The 21,028-nt window shown below is 61.0% G+C and carries 21 protein-coding genes; 15 read left to right on the forward strand and 6 right to left on the reverse strand.

The features are described 5' to 3' along the window. Window positions 1-474: 474 nt before the first annotated feature. The 12 genes from H4V96_RS06660 (at window position 475) to H4V96_RS06715 (ending at window position 13,465) form a co-directional block, all read left to right on the forward strand. Window positions 475-1,035 (forward strand): hypothetical protein, encoded by a 561-nt coding sequence (locus H4V96_RS06660; RefSeq protein WP_261980691.1) that lies wholly within the window; start codon window positions 475-477, stop codon window positions 1,033-1,035. 81 nt (window positions 1,036-1,116) lie between these two features. Then, complete coding sequence (locus H4V96_RS06665) at window positions 1,117-1,473, forward strand: MarR family transcriptional regulator (RefSeq protein WP_070345429.1); 357 nt, start codon at window positions 1,117-1,119, stop codon at window positions 1,471-1,473. A 327-nt stretch (window positions 1,474-1,800) separates the two neighbouring features. Then, window positions 1,801-2,565: an RNA methyltransferase gene (locus H4V96_RS06670; protein ID WP_029496276.1), complete on the forward strand. Its 765-nt coding sequence runs from the start codon at window positions 1,801-1,803 to the stop codon at window positions 2,563-2,565. Between the two features lie 249 nt (window positions 2,566-2,814). Beyond that, entirely contained in the window at window positions 2,815-3,339 is a 525-nt protein-coding gene (locus H4V96_RS06675) for a hypothetical protein (protein ID WP_196856452.1), read from the forward strand. A gap of 10 nt (window positions 3,340-3,349) precedes the next feature. Continuing rightward, window positions 3,350-4,990 (forward strand): GMC family oxidoreductase, encoded by a 1,641-nt coding sequence (locus tag H4V96_RS06680; protein WP_196856451.1) that lies wholly within the window; start codon window positions 3,350-3,352, stop codon window positions 4,988-4,990. Continuing rightward, window positions 4,987-5,958, forward strand: coding sequence for an alpha/beta fold hydrolase (locus H4V96_RS06685; protein WP_196856450.1), 972 nt, complete (start codon window positions 4,987-4,989; stop codon window positions 5,956-5,958). The genes H4V96_RS06680 and H4V96_RS06685 overlap by 4 nt, the downstream gene beginning before the upstream one ends. Before the next feature lie 301 nt (window positions 5,959-6,259). After that, window positions 6,260-9,898 (forward strand): EAL domain-containing protein, encoded by a 3,639-nt coding sequence (locus H4V96_RS06690; protein ID WP_196856449.1) that lies wholly within the window; start codon window positions 6,260-6,262, stop codon window positions 9,896-9,898. A 135-nt stretch (window positions 9,899-10,033) separates the two neighbouring features. Further along, a complete protein-coding gene (locus tag H4V96_RS06695) occupies window positions 10,034-10,651 on the forward strand; it encodes a phasin family protein (protein ID WP_196856448.1) in 618 nt (205 codons plus the stop codon). Between the two features lie 138 nt (window positions 10,652-10,789). Next, window positions 10,790-11,461, forward strand: a complete 672-nt coding sequence (locus H4V96_RS06700) for a TetR/AcrR family transcriptional regulator (protein WP_010396509.1) — start codon at window positions 10,790-10,792, stop codon at window positions 11,459-11,461. A gap of 48 nt (window positions 11,462-11,509) precedes the next feature. After that, entirely contained in the window at window positions 11,510-12,283 is a 774-nt protein-coding gene (locus H4V96_RS06705) for a hypothetical protein (RefSeq protein WP_010396511.1), read from the forward strand. 11 nt (window positions 12,284-12,294) lie between these two features. Then, window positions 12,295-12,840, forward strand: a complete 546-nt coding sequence (locus H4V96_RS06710; RefSeq protein ID WP_070346517.1) for a TIGR00730 family Rossman fold protein — start codon at window positions 12,295-12,297, stop codon at window positions 12,838-12,840. 304 nt (window positions 12,841-13,144) lie between these two features. Continuing rightward, a complete protein-coding gene (locus tag H4V96_RS06715) occupies window positions 13,145-13,465 on the forward strand; it encodes a PEP-CTERM sorting domain-containing protein (RefSeq protein WP_280720809.1) in 321 nt (106 codons plus the stop codon). Between the two features lie 96 nt (window positions 13,466-13,561). On the opposite strand, the gene H4V96_RS06720 is transcribed toward H4V96_RS06715, so the two are convergent. From H4V96_RS06720 to H4V96_RS06730, 3 genes are all read right to left on the reverse strand, one after another. Next, a complete protein-coding gene (locus tag H4V96_RS06720) occupies window positions 13,562-14,074 on the reverse strand; it encodes a M48 family metallopeptidase (protein WP_010396517.1) in 513 nt (170 codons plus the stop codon). A 135-nt stretch (window positions 14,075-14,209) separates the two neighbouring features. Next, a complete protein-coding gene (locus tag H4V96_RS06725) occupies window positions 14,210-14,614 on the reverse strand; it encodes a KGG domain-containing protein (RefSeq protein ID WP_010396518.1) in 405 nt (134 codons plus the stop codon). A 58-nt stretch (window positions 14,615-14,672) separates the two neighbouring features. Beyond that, window positions 14,673-15,185: a phasin family protein gene (locus tag H4V96_RS06730; protein WP_196856447.1), complete on the reverse strand. Its 513-nt coding sequence runs from the start codon at window positions 15,183-15,185 to the stop codon at window positions 14,673-14,675. Between the two features lie 344 nt (window positions 15,186-15,529). On the opposite strand from H4V96_RS06730, the gene purU reads away from it, so the two are divergent. After that, a complete protein-coding gene (gene purU / locus H4V96_RS06735) occupies window positions 15,530-16,399 on the forward strand; it encodes a formyltetrahydrofolate deformylase (protein ID WP_010396522.1) in 870 nt (289 codons plus the stop codon). A 50-nt stretch (window positions 16,400-16,449) separates the two neighbouring features. Next, a complete protein-coding gene (locus H4V96_RS06740; RefSeq protein ID WP_010396523.1) occupies window positions 16,450-16,992 on the forward strand; it encodes a YaeQ family protein in 543 nt (180 codons plus the stop codon). A 60-nt stretch (window positions 16,993-17,052) separates the two neighbouring features. Here the strand turns inward: H4V96_RS06740 and H4V96_RS06745 are convergent, their stop codons facing one another. Then, window positions 17,053-17,856 carry a head GIN domain-containing protein gene (locus H4V96_RS06745; RefSeq protein WP_196856446.1) on the reverse strand — a complete coding sequence of 268 codons (804 nt, stop codon included), beginning with the start codon at window positions 17,854-17,856 and terminating at the stop codon, window positions 17,053-17,055. 188 nt (window positions 17,857-18,044) lie between these two features. Between H4V96_RS06745 and H4V96_RS06750 the strand changes: the two genes are divergently transcribed. Then, on the forward strand, window positions 18,045-18,680 hold the full coding sequence (locus H4V96_RS06750; RefSeq protein WP_010396525.1) for an SAM-dependent methyltransferase: 636 nt from the start codon (window positions 18,045-18,047) through the stop codon (window positions 18,678-18,680). Window positions 18,681-18,805: 125 nt separating this feature from the next. Here H4V96_RS06750 and H4V96_RS06755 read toward each other — a convergent pair whose 3' ends face one another. Beyond that, entirely contained in the window at window positions 18,806-20,080 is a 1,275-nt protein-coding gene (locus H4V96_RS06755) for a cytochrome c (protein ID WP_196856445.1), read from the reverse strand. Beyond that, window positions 20,077-20,853 (reverse strand): c-type cytochrome, encoded by a 777-nt coding sequence (locus tag H4V96_RS06760; protein WP_280720810.1) that lies wholly within the window; start codon window positions 20,851-20,853, stop codon window positions 20,077-20,079. The genes H4V96_RS06755 and H4V96_RS06760 overlap by 4 nt, the downstream gene beginning before the upstream one ends. Window positions 20,854-21,028: the final 175 nt, after the last annotated feature.

Consider the following 21,028-nt stretch of genomic DNA (forward strand, 5'->3'; position numbering starts at 1 on the left):
TGTTGTCTGCATCAATACGATAGGCGCTTTCTTCATTTGCTCGACTCAAGTTAATTGCAATGTGCACGGTTCGGCCGGACGGCCATCATGTCTTGGGTGCGCCAGTTAGTTACCGGACAGGGGTGACTAATATATTGATACAAAAATTATAGCAGTTGCCGCGCAAAATTGCTTGATTGCTACCATTTATTCGACGGTTGATATGAAGCCTTAAGCCAGACCTCTGGCTCACTACATCTCACAGCGCATACTTTGGGGCGTGTTCAGACGGTGAGTGTCGGGTACACCGACATTGGGCGACAGTTGTTGGCAGCATGGAGGGCCAACGGCCAAGTCATTTTGTTGAAAAGCCTTTGCAGTAACGCTTTTCAGGCAGTCTGGCAGGCGGTACGCGTCAAAACAGTGATTGCCTAGTTGTGCCAAGTGTTTCTCATTTACAATGTCCGCACGCGTGCGACATCGAGTATATCGAACATGAAACAGCCTATCTCCCCCATGCGCATGAATCTGTACTTGATACTCGCTACGATCATTATGCATGGGCTGATGATGTTGGCGAACGAACTCTTCTTTGCGAGAGCACAATTCCTGAAAGGCATCGGGTGGATTTATTTGCCCGCCGGTACGCGCCTCTTGTGCACGCTGCTGTTCGGCAGGTCGGGCGCGGTTGGCTTGCTGATCACCGGATGGTTCGCCTGCTACTGGTACTACTTTCCAGGCGATCCGTTGCGAGCGACGATGGGCGCGATTGCGGGGGCCATTGGCCCTTATCTGGTCTACGTGATCGCGCAAGAGCGATTGGGCTTACGCGCTTCGTTGACGAACCTGACGCCTCAGCGGCTGTTGCTGTGCGCCGTCGGCTGCTCGCTTGCGAGTCCGCTATTGCACCACCTCTGGTTTGCCATACGTGATGACCCTCACTTGATGAGCGGCTTTGCCGTGATGTTTGTCGGTGACTTAATGGGGACATTGATCGTGGTGTACACGGCCAAAGGCGTGCTTGCGCTATTGCCCCCGCCTGCGTATTCTCGTTGATCAGTCATTTGCGTGCTAGAATTTATAGCAGTAAAGACTGTCGCTTGAGCCGACAATTACACAGTAGTTTACAACCGCGCCATGACAACTCCTAAACGCCCCGCCGACATCTATATGCGCTTCCTGCAATTAGCAGAGGCATTACGTGGTTTGCCATCCCTGCCGTCGCTCGATCCCTTGGAAGAGCGTATTTTGGGTATCATAGCGCGTGCCGGACAGGAGCAGCAGCGGCTCTCCGTACGCGACATGATGGGAAAAAAAGAGTTAGGCTCACCGGCGACACTGCACAGTCGGCTGACCTCCATGCGCGAGAAGGGCTGGATCATGCTGTCCGACACCGACGACGCGCGTCGCAAGCAAATCGAGCTTACGCAGGCTGCGTTACTGCATTTTGACAAGCTCTCCAAGTGCCTGCAGCAGGCGACAAAACTCGCTTGAGCAACAAGGAGAGCAACAGCATTGTCGTCTAAATTGTTCTGTAATTTATAGCGGCATGTGGTGGTTGACGTCAGCCTGGCAATATCGAAAAGTGCAGCGGGTGAAATGGCTGAGCGAGACCTTGATGCGGTTCGGGTTCCAGACGATGGTGATCCTGTCGCTCTGGCATGAAAGATCAAAAAAATTAAATAAAATACAATTTTAAAAATTAGGGACAAGTGCGGCTGCACAGGCGAGTACGGGGTAAAATCGAGCCTTGTGGGGCAAAGTAGCGGTCAATTCGCTGTCATCCCCTTGTTTATTGATACTGCACAATGTGCCCCTTAAATGAATCTGCCTGAAACCAATACATCTCTTTTCAAACGCCTGCGATTTATTCTTGTAGAAACTAGTCGTCCTGGTAACATTGGCGGCGTCGCGCGCGCCATGAAAACGATGGGGTTTTCCGATCTGGTGCTGGTCAACCCGCGTTTTCCCGATGCCTTGACGGATGCCGAAGCGGTGGCCTTCGCCAGTGGCGCGCAGGATATATTGTCTGGCGCGCGCATTGTCGGCTCGATTGCCGAAGCGCTCGAAGGCTGCAATTACGCGGCCGCCGTCTCGGCCCGCCTGCGCGAATTTTCTCCGCCCGTCACGGCCCCGCGCGCCATTGCGGCGCAGCTCGTCGCCAGCGCTGACCTGCATGCCGCCGTCATCTTCGGCAATGAGCGCTTCGGCTTGCCCAACGAGATCGTCGAGCAGTGCAATGTGCTGATCAATATACCCGCCAATGCCGAGTATTCATCGCTCAATCTGTCGCAGGCGGCGCAAGTCGTCGCCTATGAATGTCGCGTGGCCGCTCTTGGCGACGGGCAGATCGCCAGTGCCGTCGGTTTCCATGGCGACGCGGCCAGCCTGGCGCAGGTCGACGGCATGTACGATCACTTGCAGCAGGCGCTGGTGGCCATCGATTTCCTCGATGCCGACAACCCGAAAAAACTCATGCCCCGCTTGAAACGCCTGTTTTCGCGCACGGGACTGGAGACGGAAGAAGTCAACATCCTGCGCGGCATCGCGCGCCATATCCTGGCAATGGCCAAAAAAGCATCCTGATCGAGATCTGGCGGCCGCGCCAGTGCATTCCATTGCTCGCTTGCTCGCCATCTCCAAGGCGCCCAGTTCGCGCCGCGCAGCCGTCTCCGCCGCAGGCCATCGCCTGGCTCGAAGGCGCGCATGGCCGATGCTTTCAGTCGAAAAAATAGATGCGGTGCTCTAAGTTTTGCGTGCAGGCAAGCACTTCCTTTGGCGTACACTGGTTTGTAAAAGGCTGTACAAAACAAGGGGAGACAAAGTGGTGGAGACATGCTGATGCGACGCAGATCGTTTCTGAAATTGGGCGTGCTCGGCGCCTGCGCGCTGGCCGTCGGCGGCGTCGCATACCGCGCGCTGCGGGGGCCTGCGCCGCCTGGCCGCTTCGTGCTCGATGGCGAGGCGCGTGCGGCGCTGACGGCCATCGTGCCGGCCATGCTGGGCGAGGCATTGCCACCGGCCGGCGCTGCGCGCAGCAAGGCCCTCGATGGCGCCATCGCCGGCGTGGACACGGCCATTCATGGCCTGCCCTTGGCGGCGCAGCAGGAAGTGCAAGACCTGTTTGGTTTGCTGGCGCTGGCGCCCGCACGGCGTTTCGTCGCCGGCGTTGACCAAGGCTGGCCCGGGGCCGACCCGGCCCAGGTCGCCGCCTTCCTGCAGGCGTGGCGCACGCACCGCCTGGCCACCCTGCAGACGGCTTATCTGGCGCTGCACGACCTGATCCTTGGCGCCTGGTACGCCGATGCCTCCCACTGGGCCGCCATCGGCTACCCGGGACCGCTGCCTGAATTGAGTTGACAAGGCCATCATGAGCACATCTCCCATTCCCGACCCTATCGCCATCGGCGTTGCCAGCGGCTGGAACGTCACCGACGCCAGCACCTTGAGCGCCGAGCGCACCTTCGAAGCGGACGTCGTCGTCATCGGCACCGGCGCCGGCGGCGGCGTGACGGCGGAAATCCTCGCGCTGGCCGGCTTGAAAGTCTTGCTTGTCGAAGAGGGCGGCCTGAAGTCTTCGAAACACTTCAAGATGCGCGAAGCCGATGCGTATCCCACTTTGTACCAGGAATCGGCCGCGCGCAAGACGCGCGACAAGGCGATCAACATCTTGCAGGGGCGCACCGTCGGCGGTTCCACTACCGTCAACTGGACCTCGAGCTTTCGCACGCCGCCCGGCACCCTGGAATACTGGCACAAGCACTTTGGCTTGGCAGGCTATGGCGTCGATGCGATGGCGCCGTGGTTCGCCATGATGGAAAAACGCTTGCACGTGAGCGACTGGGCCGCGCCACCGAACGAAAACAACGACTTATTGCGCCGTGGCGCCACGGCGCTGGGCATCCCCACGGCAGCCATCCGGCGCAATGTGAACGGTTGCTGGAACCTCGGCTACTGCGGCATGGGGTGCCCGACCAATGCCAAGCAGTCGATGCTGGTGACGACGATCCCCTCGGCGCTGGCGCTGGGCGCGGGTCTGCTCGTGCATGCGCGTGCCGAACGTTTCATCTTCAAGGGCGAGCGCATCGACAGCCTGCAAGTGAGCGCGCTCGATGCCAGCGGTCAGGCACCGACGGGCGTACGCCTGAGCGTCAAGGCGAAGCATTTTGTGCTCGCTGGCGGCGCCATCAACTCGCCGGCGCTGCTGTTGCGCTCGCAGGCACCTGACCCGCATGGCTTGCTGGGCCGGCGCACCTTTTTGCATCCGACGGTGATCTCGGCGGGCCTGTTCCCTCAGCGCGTCGATGCCTATGCGGGCGCGCCGCAGACGATTTATTCCGACCATTTCCTGCACGTGGCGCCCATCGACGGTGCTATCGGCTACAAGCTCGAAGCGCCGCCCTTGCATCCGCTGCTGATGGCTACCACGATGGGCGGCTTCGGCGACGAACATGCGCGCACCATGCGCGAATTCCCCCATGTGCAGGGCTTGCTGGCGCTGCTGCGCGACGGTTTTCACCACGATTCCGTGGGCGGCAGCGTGTCCATCGACAGTTTCGGCGCGCCCGTGCTCGACTATCCGCTCACGCCTTTTATGTGGGATGGCGTGCGGCGCGCGCTGTTGTCGATGGCCGAAATCCAGTTCGCCGCCGGTGCGAAAAGCGTGTATCCCGTGCACGAGCTGGCCAGCCACTACACCAGCTGGGCGCAGGCGAAACAGGCCATCAATGCCTTGCCATTGAAGGCGCTGCTGACGCGCGTGGTGTCGGCCCACGTGATGGGCGGCTGTACCATGTCGGACGATGCGCGCTTGGGCGTGACCGGGGTCGATGGGAGCTACCACGGCGTGCGCAACTTGTCTGTACACGACGGTTCGTTGTTTCCCACCTCGATCGGCGCCAATCCGCAACTGACGATCTATGCGCTAGCGGCGCGCCTGGCCAGCGGCCTGGCGCAAGCGATGACCGGCAAGCCGGCCCCCGTACCCATGCCCACCCCAGCGACGGCATGATCGCGCGCATCCTCAAGTGGCTGATGCTGCTGCAGGTATTGGCCGTGCTGGGGTTCGCCTATCTGCTCATGCATGCCTGGGGCGTCGCTTCGCCCGGCATCGCCGTGCTGCTGGCGCTGACCATGTTGCTGGCCATGCGTGCGCTGATCGAGGCATACAATTTTCGCCTGAGCCGGCGCCTTGGCAGCCCGGTGCCAGCGCAGTATCAGCTTGGCGTACAGGGCGCCGCGCGTCTGTTCCTGGGCGAATTGCGCGCCACCTTGTTGACCTCGTCATGGGGCATGCTGCGCCCGCGCCTGCACGCGCCAGACGCCGCCACGGATGCTTGCGGTTTGCCGGTGCTGCTGATCCACGGCTATGTCTGCAACCGCGGCTACTGGACGCCACTGAGTCGCCAGCTGGCGCGGGCAGGCATCGCGCATGACGCCGTCGACCTGGAGCCCATATTTGCCGATATCGAGGATGTCGTGCCGCAAGTGGCGCGCGCCGTCGAAGCGTTGTGCGTCCGCACGGGCAGCGAGCGCGTCATCATCGTTGCCCACAGCATGGGCGGCTTGGTGGCGCGCGCCTGGCTGCGCCGCTACGGCGCCGCCCGCGTGGCGCGCATCATCACCATCGGCACGCCGCACCACGGTACGGTGCTGGCCAACTTGGCGACGGGAACGAATGCACGCCAGATGCGCCGCAGTCATGGCGCACTGGGCGGCGCGCCGCACGCCTGGCTGGTGCAGCTGGCCGCCAGCGAGACACCGGAACTGCGCGCCTTGATCACCTCGATGTATTCGCATCACGATAATATTGTCGCGCCGCAAACTTCCGCCCACTTGCCCGGTGCGCGCAATCTGGCCTACGGCGGCATCGGCCATGTGGCGCTGGCCAGCGATCCGGGCGTGCTGCACCAGCTCTTGGCGGAAATCACTACCAAGCACGAAGTCGCGCGGCCCCTTTCTTGCGCCCATTTTTCCTGAATCTTGTTGTGTTTTGTCTGCAGGGCGAGACGCTCTCTTTGAACGCTGCTGTTGCCCGGCTTTAACAGCCCCAGGGCCAGAAAGTGCTGTTTTCCACTGGTGTCCTGTATTAAGCTAGTATTGCGAAGGTGATGACTAGCAATGATTGCCGAGGCCGCATGCGCCGTTCCGTTCAGATACGCATGTGAGTTATTTTGCGTCGATGTATGGCAAAATATTGTAGGATTAGCATGGTGCCGTACAAGCGCAATGATGAGGGCAGTCAGATAATGAGTCTATGCAGTTTTCCTGGGGGTGCTAATTGTCTGCACGTATCCTGATTATCGAAGATAACGCCACCAATATGGAATTGATGGCGTACTTGCTGCGTGCCTTCGGGTACACGCCGCTGGCCGCCTATGACGGCGAAGAAGGCGTGCGCATGGCGCGCAGCGAATTGCCGGACTTGATCATTTGCGACGTGCATTTGCCCAAGCTCGATGGCTATGGCGTGGTGGCGCAACTGAAGAAAGACACGCTGCTGTGCAAGATCCCGGCCCTGGCCGTGACGGCGCTGGCCATGGTGGGCGACCGCGAACGCCTGCTTGAAGCGGGTTTCAATGGGTATATCGGCAAGCCGATCGAGCCGGACCTGTTCGTGGCGGAGCTGGAATCTTTTTTGCCCGGGGCGCCGTCGACGCCAGTTAAAAACGACATAGCGACCATCTTGATCGTTGACGATCATGTGTTGAACCGTGAATTCCTGACCGCTCTGCTTGGCTACGGCGGCCACCGCCTGCTGCAGGCGGGGAACGGCGCCGATGCGCTCGAAGTGCTGCGCACCGAGCGGCCGGACCTGATCATCTCCGACATCCTCATGCCGAACATGGACGGTTACGAATTCGTCACGCGCGTGCATGCCGATCCCGCGCTGAGCGACGTGCCCATCATTTTCTATACTGCCACGTACCGAGAGCAGGAAGCGATCTTGCTGGCGCAGGCGTGCGGCGTACGCTGGGTGTTGCCCAAGCCGTCCGACCCCGAGCTTATCTTGCGCACGGTCGACGAGGCGCTGGGACTGCTGCCGGCGTCCCCCCAGGTGTCCGCTGTGCCAGGCGCGGGCGGCGGTGCGGCCTCTCTCGCCACTGGCCAGCTGGCCGACATCGAGCACCAGGTCAGTGGCTACCTCGACGAAGTCGAGTCCAGCAGTCAGCAGATTTCGCAGTTGGCCAGCCAGCGCGAAGGCCACGCCGCCATGCCCGAAGACCTGAGCATCATGACGGAGCGCCTGTCGCGCTCTTTGTCGAGCCTGCAGGCGGTCAGTCTGCGCCTGACGGCCTTGATCGAGCTGGGCATCAAGCTGGGCGAAGAGCGCGACCCGCGCGCCTTGATCGAGGCGGGCTGCAAGGTGGCGCAGAATATCTGCGTCTCCAAGTACGCCTGCATAGGCGTACTCGAAGAGGGTGCCGAAAAGCTCAGTTATTTTTCCTCCTGCGGCGCCGAGAAAAGCCTTGAGTGCATCGCCAGCGCGCCGCGCGCGGGTATCCTGAGCCGCTTGCTGGAACAGCGCCAGCCTTGCCGTGTGAATGGTTTGAAGGGTGACCCTGGCGCGCTGGGACTGCCCGACACGCATCCGCCCGTGCACTCCTTCCTGGGCGTTGCCATCGCCTCGCGCGAGCGCAGCCATGGCTGGTTGTACCTGGTCGACAAGCTGGGCGCGAACGAGTTTTCGGAAGTCGACGAGCGGGTCGCTGCCACGGTGGCGGCGCAGATCGCCGTCGCCTATGACAACCTGCTGCTGTACGAGGAGATCAAGCGCCATCACGAGCAGCTGACCCTGGACATGGCGGCGCGCATCCGCCTCGATGAAGACTTGCGCCGTTTCCGCCTGGCCATGGATGCCACGGCCGATGCGATTTTCCTCGTTGACCGCGCCGGTATGTGCTTCGTCGATGTCAACCAGACTGCCTGCCGCATGTTGGGCTTTGAACGCGAGGATTTCCTGCGCGTGGGGCCGAAGGGCGCGAACGAGGGCGAGATCCAGCTGGAAGAGCTCTACAGCAAGCTGTTGGCGGGCGACCAGACCGGCCCGATGAAGGAATTGCAGCTGCATCGCAAGGATGGCTCGCCGCTGTCGGTGGAAGTGCAGCGGCGCACCCTGCGCTCGGGACAGAGCTGGATTCTGGTGGCCGTGGCGCGCGACATCACCGAGCGCAAGGATGCCGAGCAGCGCCTGATTAAGCTGGCCCATTTCGATACCTTGACGGGCTTGCCGAACCGCAGCCATTTTTATGCCTCACTGACCCATTCGCTGTCTCAGGCGCAGGAGCACCAGTGGACCGTGGCCGTGCTGTTCATGGACATTGACCGCTTCAAAAATATCAACGACACCCTGGGCCATGCCATCGGTGATGACCTGCTGCGCCAGTTTTCCAGCCGCCTGGTCGATTGCCTGCGCGTGCGCGATACCATCGGCCGCTTTGGCGGCGATGAGTTCGCCACCATCCTGGTGCTGCCTGAAGGCGCCCAACACGCCGTGGGCGTGGTCGACAAGATCCGCGAAGCGATGCGCAAGCCCTTCGACTTGCAGGGGCACGAGGTGACGGTGACGGTGAGTATCGGTATTTCCGTGTTCCCCGAAGACGGCGTCGATGCCGACACCCTGATTCAGTATGCCGACACGGCCATGTACCGCGCCAAGGATTCCGGGCGCGACGCCTTCCGCTTCTTCACGGCGGAAATGAATGTGCAATCGATGGCGCGGATGGACATGGAAAATGCCCTGCGGCGTGCCATCGACAATGGGGAATTCGTTTTGTTCTTCCAGCCCAAGGTGAACATCCTCTCGGGGCGCGTCAGCGGCGCCGAGGCGCTGATACGCTGGCGTCGTCCCGGCCATGGCATGGTATCGCCGGCCCTGTTCATCCCGCTGCTGGAAGAAACGGGGCTGATCGTGCGCGTCGGTAACTGGGTGCTTGACGAAGCGTGCAAGAAGATCAGCGAGTGGGGTGCCAGCAGCTTCGGTCCTGTGCACCTGTCGGTGAATGTGTCGGGCATCCAGTTTTTCGTCGGTGGCCTGGAAGAAGAGGTGCTCAAGGCGATCAGCAAGTACGATATCGCGCCCGATCTGCTGGAACTGGAGCTGACGGAAAGCTCGCTGATGTCGAACGCCGAGGAAACCATCGCTGTGCTGCGCAACCTGAAGTCGCTCGGCATCCAGATTTCCATCGATGATTTCGGCACCGGCTATTCCAGCCTGGCCTACCTGAAGCGTTTCCCCATCGACAAGCTGAAGATCGACATCGCCTTCGTGCGTGAAGTGACCAGCAACCCTGACGACGCGGCCATCGTGCTGGCCATCATCAGCATGGCGCACAGCATGAAGCTGGAAGTGATCGCCGAAGGCGTGGAAAACGATGCGCAGCTGGCTTATTTGCGTCGTCATGGCTGCGACGAGATGCAGGGCTATTATTTCAGTCGGCCCTTGCCACAGGAAGAATTCGAGCAGATGTTGATGGCTGGCAAGCTGCTGCAGGCGCCGCAGGATGCCGATAGCGATGAGCAGCAAACCTTGCTGATCGTCGACGACGATGTCTTCATGCTCGACGTGCTCAGCGACTTCCTGGCGCAGGACGGCTACCGCATCCTGACGGCGCAGACCGCCGCTGCGGGTTTCGACATCCTGGCGCGCCTCAAGGTGCAGGTAATCCTGTGCGACCAGTGCATGCCGCTCATGAGCGGCACCGAATTCATGGAGCGGGTCAAGCACCTGTGCCCCGATACCTTCCGCATCATGCTGTCGGCTTTTGCCGACCTGACGCCCATCATGGCGGCCATCAACCGTGGCGCCGTCGACCGTTTCTATACCAAGCCCTGGAAAGGCGCCGTGCTGCGCGAGAATATCCGCGAAGGCTTCCGCTTGCACAAGCTGCTGCATGGACCGGTGAAAGCGGCGGCCTAGGCGCTTGCCACTGCGTGTGCTGGCGCGCGTTGAGACGCAGTTTTCTATCGCATTAGACGCCCGTCTCTAGTTTTGCTCACTAGAATAAAAATCACCCATGAAGTGGCATGGCCTTGCAGATGACGGGAGCTGGCGATGGTGAAGAAATTGAAAGAGTTGACGCAAGACCAGGAATTGATGAGTGCGGTGCGTTCGTCCGCGCAGCAGATTTGGCAAGCGGGCCTCGGTGCCTACGCCAAGGCGCAGGAAGAGGGCGGGCGCGTGTTTTCCAAGCTGCTGAAGGAGGGCTCGCAATTCCAGCGGCGCACCGAAGACAAGGTGGGCGATGTCAGCGATAGCGTCAGCAAGCTGGCCGATGGCGTGGGCAAGCAGGCCAGCGGCTCCTGGGACAAGCTGGAACAGGTGTTTGAAGAGCGCGTGGCGCGTGCCCTGGCCACCATCGGCGTGCCGACGCAAAACGATATCGTCGCACTGCACGCCAAGATCGATGCCTTGAGCTCGCAGGTGGCAGCGCTGACGGGCAAGGCCGCGCCGGCGCCCAAGTCCAAGCTTGTGCCCAAGCCCGCCGTGAAGGGGGCGGCGAAAGCCATACCGAAAGCGGCGCCGAAAGCGGCCGTCGCCAGGGCTCCGGCCAAGCTGGCCGCGGTGGCCGCACCGCGCGCCGCAGCCAAGTCTACGAGCAAGCCCAGGAGCAAGCCAGTGAGCAAGCCTGTTGCGACAGCGGCGGCGAAGAAAAAAACAGCGCCCGCCTGAGTTGGTGCAGCATTGCTCCGGCCTGCGCGTGCGGGCTTTTTTTTGCCTGCGTTTTTCGCCGGTGCCGTGGGGCAGAGTGTTTCATTGCAGCTATCTTAGGTGGTATGCTTGCGGCAGAACACAGAGAGATTGCCCGTTATGCCACAAAAAGTACCACGCCGTACCCGCGAACGCATCCTGGAGTTGTCGCTACGTCTGTTTAATGAGTTTGGTGAGCCGAATATCACGACGACCGTGATTGCGGAAGAGATGAATATTTCGCCGGGAAACCTGTATTACCACTTCCGCAACAAGGACGACATTGTCAATTCGATCTTCGTCCAATTCGAGGCGGAAATCGAACGCATCCTGACCGTGCCTGACGGGCGCCGCTCGAATATCGAGGATGTCTGGCTGTACCTGCACCTGATGTTCGAACTGATCTGGCGCTACCGCTTTTTCTATCGCGACCTTAATGATCTGCTGTCGCGCAACCGCAAGCTGGAATTGCATTTCAAGCTGATCCTGGCGCACAAAATTAAGGTCGCTACGCAGCTGTGCGAAGATTTGCGCAGCGAACAGTCTTTGGAAGCGTCGGACATGGAAGTGGCTGCCATGGCGACAAATATGGTGGTCGTTGCTACCTACTGGCTGTCGTACGAATATGTGCGCAACCCGCGCAAGTACAGCGAGCAGCAATCGATGTCCGATGCGCTGGCGCGCGGCTGCTATCAGGTGTTGTCCCTGATCGGGCCGTATCTGCGCAATGAAACGCATTTGCTGTTTCGCAAACTCTCGGAAGAGTATGTGACCAAACTCAACAACGACTGAGCGTGCCGCTGCGGCTAAGCGGCAAGTCGTTATTTACAGGAGACATGTATGGCTTGGAAACAATTTCCCTATCCTGAAGAAGCATATGTCTACACGCCGCATACGCTGGAGGCAGCCTGGGCGCGCCTGCATGCGGGCGATGTGGAACCGTTTCCCACGCACCCGGCGCTGGTGCAGGCCTGGCTGGCTTTCCATGCGGGCGACTTCGAGCGCGCCGTGAAGCTGGGCTTGGCCGTCGGCGTGCCCGGCTATGCGGTGGCGCACAAGGCGACCTGTATCTATGCCACGCACCTGGAAGTGCAAGACAGCCAGAAACTCGACATGTATGAAGCAGTCGCGGAGCGCTGCGAGCGCCAGCAAAGCGAGCAGCCCGATAACCCGGCCGGCTACTACTGGCATGCTTATAGCCTGGGCCGCTATGCGCTGGGCACGTCTGTCGTCAAGGCCTTGGCGCAGGGTATGGGCGCGCGCGTACGTAACAGCCTGGACCGCACGATGACGGTGGCGCCCATGCATGCGGAAGCGCATATCGCGTTTGGAATTTATCATACGGAAATTATCGATAAGGTCGGCAGCATGATCGGCAGCCTCACCTATGGCGCCAACAAGGAAGATGGCTATCAGCACTTCAAGACGGCGCTGGCCCTGACGCCGCATTCGGCGCTGGCGCACAGCGAATATGCGCGCGCCTTGAATATGCTTGACGGAAAGAAAAAGCTGGCGGAAGCGCTGGCCCTGTATGAAAAGGCGGCTCAGTGCGTCGCACTGGACGCCAAGGAACGCCTCGATATCGAGGTGGCTATCGACGAATTGAAAGATTAAGGATTACCGTGATCAAGGCTTTATGTGTGTACTGTGGCGCCAACGCGGGCGTCTCGCCGGACTATGCCGTGGCGGCGCGGGAACTGGCGCGCGTGCTGGTGGCGGAAAATATTTCACTGGTGTATGGGGGTGGCAAGGTTGGCCTGATGGGTGTGATCGCCGATGAAGTGCTGCGCCTGGGAGGCGAGGTGACGGGCGTGATTCCCACCCAACTGGTCGAACGCGAAGTGGGTCACACGGGCTTGACGCGCCAGTTCATCGTGAAGGACATGCATGAGCGCAAGGCGATGATGGCCAGCCTGTCCGATGCCTTTATCGCCATGCCCGGCGGTTATGGCACGCTGGAAGAGCTATTCGAGATGCTCACGTGGGCCCAACTGGGACTGCACGCCAAGCCTATCGGCTTGCTCAATGTCGAGCGTTTTTATGATGGCTTGCTGGCCTTCGTGGAAAATGGCAGGGAGCAGGGCTTCATCCGCCCGCAGCACGCAGCTTTCCTGAATGCCGATGCCGATCCGGCAGCGCTGGTACAGCGCTTGAAGGATAGCGCACCCTAGTGCGCGTGCGTCGTTGCCAAGCCCGACAGCCATGCCCTGGAAAGCGCATGGCTTTTTTATTGCCACACGAAAATTTTGGACCGGAACAATATTAAAGTTGCCAATTCATCCATGGTACTTCTCAATAGACATGTTTTTTTTGAAATCTAAAATATCTTTTATATACGACGGTGCCAAGCTAGTGTTGTCCAAAAGACAGATATATCAGACGTCCGCCGCGGCTCGCCTGAGTTTCCTGCGACAACGTGCAGGTAGTGCAAAGTGCCACAACCTTGCTGCTTGCCCATCTTGAAAGCATGTTATTTTGAAAGCTTTGACCCTCTTGCGCACGGCTGCCGTCGCTGCCATGCTCGCCGCTGGCGGCGCCCACGCGCAAACTAGCACCATTAACTTCAATGCGCTGGAGACCTCCGGCATCTTTGCTGCCGTTTTACCCTCCTACTCCGAAGGTGGCTACGATCTGTTGTCGGCATCGTGGAAAGAAGGCCTCGTGCATACCTTCCAGGTCGATAATATCGCTGCCAACGTAAGCGCCGTGCCGGAACCGGCCACATATGGCATGCTGCTGGGCGGCTTGGGCCTGCTGGCTTTCATGCGCCGCAGCAAGAACGCCGCCTTAACCTGAGCTTGAACTTGAATTGGCGCCGGCGCTGCCGGCGCGCATGAAAAAAGCCGCCGCTGCTTGAGCTGGCGGCTATTGCTTACTTGTCGCCACCGGTGCTCACGACCACAGGCGCTGGCCCGACAGGTCGAGTTGGGTCAAGTACAGTCGCACGTCGAACTCGTACTGGTGGTACTGCGGTTCCATATACGCGCACAGCTTGTAGAAGGCCTTGTCATGTTGCTTTTCTTTTACATGCGCCAGTTCGTGCACGGCGATCATGCGCAGGAATTCCAGCGGCACTTCCTTGAACATGGTGGCCACGCGGATTTCATGCTTGGCCTTGAGCTTGCCGCCTTGCACGCGTGAAATCGACGTGTGCAAGCCCAGCGCGTGCTGGATCACATGGATCTTGCTGTCGAACGCCACCTTGTTGATGGGCTCGGCATTGCGCAGGAATTCATTCTTCAACTCTTGTACGTACTGGTACAAGGCCTTGTCGTTGCGCACCTCATGCGCGTTCGGGTAGCGTTTTAGCAACACTTCGCCCAGCTTGTCTTGCGCGATCAGTTGTTGCACTTGCGCTTGCGTTTGTTCGGAATAGGCGCTCAGGTATTTCAGGGATGGCTGCATGCGGGGAAGGGCGCGGTCGAGAGTAAGGCGAGAATGTACCATACCGCCGCGCCCCGCGCTGTGCCAGCGCCGACATCGGCCGCTGCGGCCACCCCACGCCCCACGCCCTTGTCTAGCCTGGCCTGGCGTGGCAGATCAGCGCGGTTCTGCCTTGTGCTCGTCGTCGTGGCTGCCTTGCAGGCTCGCCTTGGCTTGCTGCTCGGCGTTGCCGCTGCGCGACGCGCTACTGTTGCGGCCTTCATTAGCGCGTTGGGCCGATTGCCGGCTCTCGCCGCCTTTCCTGCCGATTTCCGCCATGTGTACACGGTTGCGGCTGACCGCTTCGCCACCTTTTTGCCCCGCCCGGCGTGCTTCTTCCGAGTCAAATTCATGCGCCGTGCCCTTTTGATGGGCTGCCTGACCGCCCTTGCTGGCAATTTCGCGTTGCTGGCCTTCGCTCATGGCGGCGAAACCGCGTTTGGCCGTGCCTTTGCTGCTGCCCGATGCGCTGGCTTTCTGGCTGCTGCCAGCGCCTTTGCCCTGCTCATTACTGTTCGCCATGTCGCTCTCCTTGTTGTCGGGTAGTGGCCCGGTGTTCAATACGGGTCAATACGGGTGCTCAATGTGCTTGATCGGATTGCCTGCCGGGATCGCTGCTGCGGCCCGCACCGTCGCGGTGGCCCGTGGCATGCAGTTTTGCGAGCATTTCGCGCTGGCGCTGTGTGGCTTTTTCCGTTTCTTCGGCCGTCTTGCGCACCACTTCGTCAGCGAAGGCCACGGCCGTGCGGCTCGCTTCGGGCAAGTGATACTCTGCCGTGCGCTTTATTTCGACATTGGCGTTGGCGACGAGATTGCCGAGTTGCTGCTGGTACTGGCGCAGCTTGTTACTACCCGGCTGCAACTGGGCAGCGGCCAGCGACAGGAACTCGCCCGTGTCGCGCGCGCACAGCAGTTGCTGGCTGGCGCTGCCCCATTCCTGCAGCAGTTCTTGCGCCAGCCGCAGATGCAGCTCGCTCAGTTGCTGCGCCGTGTCGAACAGCTTGCGTGATAGTTCTGTGGCGAAATTGCACTGGATTTCCAGGTGCGACTTCAGCGCTGGGCTGAGATGGGGAGGGATGCTGTTTGTGAACATGTTCTACCTCAATGAAAATCTGGTCCGAGAAACACCCGGTGTAGCGGATGCGACGTGTGCTGAAACAAGCAAAGAGATAGACGCCGTATGGCGTCCCAGGTTCCCTGCGGGATGCCGGTTTGCTGTGAGAATTCGGGCTGGCAGACGTAAAAACGCGATGACTTTGTGCCAGATCAAATGAAGATGTAGCGCTTTGCCAACGCTGGCAGTCATGCAGCGCGTGTGGAAAATGCAGGCTTGCAGGCCCGGCCGTGCGACAATAGCCGGCTCGCGGCAGCGCAGCCGATGGCCGGCGCGCCTGGCTTAGCCGAGCATAGCCCTCTTTTTTGCATTATTCCTCGACCATGACGCATCCCGAATACATCCTGACCCTGTCCTGCCTGGACCAGCGCGGCATCGTGCACCGCGTGTCCGGCTTCCTGGCCGAACACGGCTGCAACATCCTCGATTCCGCCCAGTTCGGCGACCAGGAATCCCAGCTGTTCTTCATGCGCGTGCATTTCGCGCTGGAAGACGGTAGCGTCAGCGACACCCAGTTGCGCAGCGACTTCGCCGACCTGTCGCAAGTCATGCAGCTCAATGGCCAGTTGCACGATGCGCGCGTCAAGCCGCGCGTGATGCTGATGGTGTCGAAGATCGGCCATTGCCTCAACGATTTGCTGTTCCGCTACAAGAGTGGTTTGCTGAACGTGGAAATTCCCGCCATCGTCTCGAACCACATGGAGTTCTACCAGTTGGCGGCCAGCTACAATATTCCCTTCCACCACCTGCCCCTGGCGGCCGGAGCACCGGAAGCGGCCAAGCTGGCGCAGGAAGCGAAGATCATCGAGCTGATGGACACGCACAAGATCGACCTGGTGGTGCTGGCGCGCTACATGCAAATCCTCTCGCCCGGCCTGTGCCAGGCGCTCGATGGCCGCGCCATCAATATCCACCATTCCTTCCTGCCCAGCTTCAAGGGCGCCAAGCCGTACGCGCAGGCGCACCAGCGCGGCGTCAAGCTGATCGGCGCAACGGCCCATTTCGTCACGGGCGACCTCGACGAAGGCCCGATCATCGAGCAGGACGTCGAACGCGTCGACCATGCGATGGATGCCGAAATGCTGACCGCCATTGGCCGCGATGTCGAGTGCGTGGTGCTGGCGCGCGCCGTGAAATGGTTCGTCGAGCACCGCATCTTGAAAAATGGCGACAAGACCGTGGTCTTCCGCTGATAGCGCCGCCCGTACAATATTGATATCCACTTTACAGAGACAGAAACACGATGGCCCTCAAAGCAACAATTTTCAAAGCCGATCTGCAGATCGCTGACATGGACCGCAATTACTACCAGGATCACGCCCTGACCCTGGCGCGCCACCCGTCCGAAACGGACGAGCGCATGATGGTGCGCCTGCTGGCGTTCGCCATCCACGCCAACGAGGCGTTGACGTTTACCAAGGGCTTGTTCGATACTGAAGAGCCCGACCTGTGGCAGAAAGACCTGACAGGCGCCATCGAGCTGTGGATCGAAGTGGGCCAGCCCGACGAAAAACGCATCCTGAAGGCTTGCGGGCGTTCGGCGCAGGTGATCGTCTACAGTTACGGCGCAACCAGCCATATCTGGTGGAAGCAAATCGCCAACAAGCTGGAACGGGCGAAGAACTTGACCGTGATCAACCTGCCATCCGAGGCGGCGCAAGACATGAGCAAGCTGGCGCAGCGCAACATGCAACTGCAATGCACGATCCAGGATGGCCAGATCTGGCTGACCGACAGCGTCAACACAGTCTTGATCGAGCGCGAGCCGGTCAAGCCGGCGCGCTGATTGTGATCGTTTGAAACGCAAAAAGCCCGGAGCGATCCGGGCTTTTGTCATTGCTGGCGTTTATATCGGCGCGCTGCCCAGGCGCTCGATGCTGCTTGAGCGCTGCATGCTGCGGCTGATACGCGGATCGCCGTAGTAGCGCACTGCGCCCGAGCCGCCGATGCTGATGCTCAAGTCATCCTTGGCCCACACTTGCGCCTCGCCCGAGCCACCGATGCTCACCTGCACGTCGCGCGCGGCCAGGCGGCCTGCCTGGATATTGCCCGAGCCGCCGATCGATGCCGTCAGTTGCCGCGTCTTGCCGCTGGCCGTAAAGTTGCCGCTGCCACCGACGGCCACGGCCACCTGGCGGCTATCGAGGTCAGGCGCGTGGATGGCGCCGGAGCCGCCCACGTCGAAGCGCAGCTTATCGGCGCGCAAGCCCATTGCCGTGATGCTGCCCGAGCCGCCCACGCTGATGCGCTCCACCTGGCGCGCCTGGATGACAATGCTCAGGCTGCTCTGACGGAAATGCATGTTGCGCTTGGCGCTGCGGATGCGCAAAGTGCCGTTTTCCACCACCGTCTCGATCAGCGGCACGATATTGTCGTCGGCCTCGATGGTGATGCTGTCCGTGTTGCCGATGCGCAATTCGACCGTGCCCGGCACATTGAGCGTCACGCCTTGGAAACTGGCAAGCTCGCGCGTCTGCTTTTGCAGCTTGCCGCTGCCCTCGATGCTGTTGCCGGAGATCCAGTCGAGTGGCGACGCCAGCACCGGCGCGGCCGGGATGGCCAGGGCGCAGGCGGCCAGCAGCAGGGCGCTGGCGATGCCGGCGTGGCGAAGGCGGCGAAGGTGGCGAGGTTGGAAAAGTGGCTGTGTCATTCTTGCTCCCTGTTTTGAATTAGTCTGCAGCCATGGTAGGCCAGACACCCGCGCCTGTGTAGCGCGCTGCGACAGACTGCGGCAGCGGCGGCACAGAATGCAGCAGGCTGTGACGCGATGGCATGAGGTATCATGCGGGTATTGGACATACGACGACCGGCTCGCGCCGCTCACACTACTGGAATTACATGCTGATCATTACCATCAAACAGGGCAAGGAAAAGAGCTTGCTGGGCCAATCCTGGATTTACGCGTCTGCGATTGAAAAAGTCGAAGGCAAGCCGCAGGAAAAAATGAAGCCCGGCTCGACGGCCATCGTGCAAAGCTCGGCGAAGCAATTCATCGCCCGCGCCGCCTACAATTCGAAGTCGCAAATCCGCGCGCGCATCTGGAGCTTCAAGGAAGATGAACCGGTCGACCATGCGCTGATCAAGCGCCGCGTCAAGGCTGCCATCGAGAAAAAACTGCCAGTCATCAAGAAGGCGGGCGAGAACCAGCTGTTGACCCTCATCAAGGGCGAAGACGAGGGCTTGCCGGGCCTGGTGGTGCAGTTATTTGGCGGCGTGCAAGGCTATCTGATTTGCCAATTCAATGCCGGTGGCGTGGATGCGTGGAAAGTGGCCATCGTGCAATCGCTGATGGCTTCTACCGGCTGCGTGAACGTGTACGAGCGCTGCGATGATTTGATGCGCAAGGGCGAAGGCTTGCCCCTGATCGACGGCGCCCTGGCCGGCGAAGAGCCGCCCGATGAAGTCATGCTGACGGACAACGGCGTGCGCTATGCGCTGGACTTGAAGACCGGACATAAAAGCAAGTTCCGTTGAGAGCGGCTGCCTGACGTGAAAAAAACCGGCGCCGGCCGGTTTTTTTATGGCTAACCCGCGCATCACCGGAGTCGGATCCTGAGGATCCGACTCCGGCTGTAGCAGGGCTTGGGAATGATGGACGGCTAGTCCAGCGGCACGCTGCGGTACTTGTTGACTTCTAATGCAGAAACCGCCGGCGCATTATTGCCCCACGAGGCACGCACATACGTCACCACGGCCGCTATCTCGGCGTCATCCATGGCGGCACCGAACGGCGGCATGCCATAGGGCCGCGGGTTGCTGCTGGTCCCGGGCGCAAAGCCGCCGTTGAGCACGAGGCGGATGGCGTTTACGGCCGAGTCCGTCGTCAGCGCGCGCTTGCCGGCCAGCGGCGGGTAGTCAGGCGGCACGCCTTTGCCGTCGGCCTGGTGGCAACTCGCGCACTGCGCCCGATACAGTTTTTCCCCCAGTGCCAGTTGCTGCCGAACTTGCTCTGACGTTTCGCGCGGGGGGCGTGCTGCCGCCTGCGCCGGGCCGGGCAAGCTTTTCAGGTACACGGCCATCGCCTGCAGGTCGTCGCTGCGCATATGCTGCGAGCTTTGCCGCACCACCTCGGCCATGGGGCCCAAGGCGGTGGCGCGCGGCGAGACGCCCGTTTGCAGCAATGCCACGATATGCGCCGTGTCCCAGTCGCCCAGGCCCGTTTGCGCATCCGATGTCAGCGCGGGCGCGTACCAGCCCAGTACGGGTATCAGGCCGCCCGACAGTGTCTCGTCGCTACCGCCCAGGGCATTGCGGCTGCTATGGCAGGCGCTGCAGTGGCCCAGGCCCTGCACCAGGTAGGCGCCACGATTCCATTCCATGCTGTGCGTCGTGAGCGGCTGGTACACGCCGGGCTTGAAGTACAGTGCGCGCCAGGCGGCCAGCGCGATTTGCTGGTTGTAGGGGAAGCGCAGCGCGTGCGGCGCGTTCGCCTGCCTGTGCGGCGGCACGCGCTGGAAATATGCGTATAGGGCGTCGCTGTCTGCGCGCTGCACCTTGGTGTAGTTGGTGTAGGGGAACGCCGGGTACAGCAAACGGCCGTCTTTCGACTTGCCGTTGTGGATGGCGCGCCAGAAATCGTCGGCCGTCCAGCTGCCTATGCCCGTTTCCTTGTCGGCCGTGATGTTCGGTGAGAGCACTGTGCCGAACGGCGTCTGCAAGGCCCGCCCCCCCGCGTACGCCACCCCGCCGCGCATCGTGTGGCAGGCCATGCAATTGCCCGCTTTGGCCAGGTAGGCGCCACGCGCGACCAGCTGTTGCTGGCTAAGGGGGCTGGCAACGGCGGCTGGGCCGAGGTCGTCGTCCGGATACAGCAGGACGTTGGCGCTAACGCCGGCGAGCAGTAGCAGGCCGGCCGCGATCATCCATTTTTTCATGGCGCCACCTGCGCCGCAGAACCTGGCACGCCGCCGCAGTGCAGCGGCAAGGGCAGGGTGATGCTGCTGGCAGGGCGCGCGTCGGCGCTGGCCACTTGCGTGCCCAGCCAGGCCGAGACGGCGCCCACGTCCGCATCCGACAGGCGCTGGGCCACTTGCGCCATGCAGTCGGGCGCATGGGCGCGGCGTATGCCATTCTTCCAGGCACCGAGCTGGGCGTTGATATAGTCGCGCGGCAAGCCCAGCAAGCCGGGGATGGCTGGCGCCACGCCGGCCAGTTGGTGGCCATGGCAGGCGCTACAGGCTGGAATTTTTTTGCCGGCATCGCCTTGCAGCACCAGCTGCTTGCCGCGCGCCAGGGCCGCCTTGCCGGCGCTGCTGGGCTGGGCCGGCGGCGGGGCAGGGTGCTGCGCCGCAAAATACTCGGCGATTTCGCGCAGGTAATCGTCGGGCAAGTGTTCGACCATGTAATTCATCGTCGGGTACTGTCGCCTTGCTTCGCGGAAGTTGAGCAGCTGGTTGTACAGATAGCCGGCCGGCTTGCCGGCGATACGGGGAAAGAAGGCATCATGGCGCTCCTTTGGCGCATGACAGGCGGTGCAAGCCTTGATGCGCTGTTCCAGGCTGTCGTGGCGCGCTGGTAGCGTCGCCGCTGCTGCCAGCGCCAGGCCGGGCAAGGGCAGTGCCAGGGCCAGCACCAGTGCCAGTGCCAGTGCCAGTGCCAGTGCGCAGCGGCAATGCAGTGCTAGCGAAAGTTGTCTGGAAAGTGGCATGGCAAAATAAGCTCTCTCGTCGGTCGCAACGGCGTGCCGGTCTTGCTGCACGGATCATTTTTTACCCTAGCATATACCCGCCACGGTGATTCTGACAGCATCAGTTGTGAAGAACACGACAGATCAGTTATCAGTTATCAGTTATCGCTTTAAGGGAGTAGGATTGACATGCGAT

Origin of the sequence: Janthinobacterium sp. CG_23.4 (genome assembly GCF_029892305.1) — a bacterium.
GTDB lineage: Bacteria > Pseudomonadota > Gammaproteobacteria > Burkholderiales > Burkholderiaceae_D > Janthinobacterium > Janthinobacterium lividum_D.

What these genes read in the sequence shown, in the direction of transcription:
- H4V96_RS06705 (WP_010396511.1), top strand. Translation starts at nt 11,510, where the DNA reads ATGGCTTGGAAACAATTTCCCTATCCTGAAGAAGCATATGTCTACACG.
- H4V96_RS06665 (WP_070345429.1), top strand. Translation starts at nt 1,117, where the DNA reads ATGACAACTCCTAAACGCCCCGCCGACATCTATATGCGCTTCCTGCAA.
- H4V96_RS06725 (WP_010396518.1), bottom strand. Translation starts at nt 14,614, where the DNA reads ATGGCGAACAGTAATGAGCAGGGCAAAGGCGCTGGCAGCAGCCAGAAA.
- H4V96_RS06740 (WP_010396523.1), top strand. Translation starts at nt 16,450, where the DNA reads ATGGCCCTCAAAGCAACAATTTTCAAAGCCGATCTGCAGATCGCTGAC.
- H4V96_RS06670 (WP_029496276.1), top strand. Translation starts at nt 1,801, where the DNA reads ATGAATCTGCCTGAAACCAATACATCTCTTTTCAAACGCCTGCGATTT.
- H4V96_RS06680 (WP_196856451.1), top strand. Translation starts at nt 3,350, where the DNA reads ATGAGCACATCTCCCATTCCCGACCCTATCGCCATCGGCGTTGCCAGC.
- H4V96_RS06660 (WP_261980691.1), top strand. Translation starts at nt 475, where the DNA reads ATGAAACAGCCTATCTCCCCCATGCGCATGAATCTGTACTTGATACTC.
- H4V96_RS06760 (WP_280720810.1), bottom strand. Translation starts at nt 20,853, where the DNA reads ATGCCACTTTCCAGACAACTTTCGCTAGCACTGCATTGCCGCTGCGCA.
- H4V96_RS06695 (WP_196856448.1), top strand. Translation starts at nt 10,034, where the DNA reads ATGGTGAAGAAATTGAAAGAGTTGACGCAAGACCAGGAATTGATGAGT.
- H4V96_RS06720 (WP_010396517.1), bottom strand. Translation starts at nt 14,074, where the DNA reads ATGCAGCCATCCCTGAAATACCTGAGCGCCTATTCCGAACAAACGCAA.
- H4V96_RS06700 (WP_010396509.1), top strand. Translation starts at nt 10,790, where the DNA reads ATGCCACAAAAAGTACCACGCCGTACCCGCGAACGCATCCTGGAGTTG.
- H4V96_RS06685 (WP_196856450.1), top strand. Translation starts at nt 4,987, where the DNA reads ATGATCGCGCGCATCCTCAAGTGGCTGATGCTGCTGCAGGTATTGGCC.
- H4V96_RS06755 (WP_196856445.1), bottom strand. Translation starts at nt 20,080, where the DNA reads ATGAAAAAATGGATGATCGCGGCCGGCCTGCTACTGCTCGCCGGCGTT.
- H4V96_RS06730 (WP_196856447.1), bottom strand. Translation starts at nt 15,185, where the DNA reads ATGTTCACAAACAGCATCCCTCCCCATCTCAGCCCAGCGCTGAAGTCG.
- H4V96_RS06745 (WP_196856446.1), bottom strand. Translation starts at nt 17,856, where the DNA reads ATGACACAGCCACTTTTCCAACCTCGCCACCTTCGCCGCCTTCGCCAC.
- purU (WP_010396522.1), top strand. Translation starts at nt 15,530, where the DNA reads ATGACGCATCCCGAATACATCCTGACCCTGTCCTGCCTGGACCAGCGC.
- H4V96_RS06750 (WP_010396525.1), top strand. Translation starts at nt 18,045, where the DNA reads ATGCTGATCATTACCATCAAACAGGGCAAGGAAAAGAGCTTGCTGGGC.
- H4V96_RS06675 (WP_196856452.1), top strand. Translation starts at nt 2,815, where the DNA reads ATGCTGATGCGACGCAGATCGTTTCTGAAATTGGGCGTGCTCGGCGCC.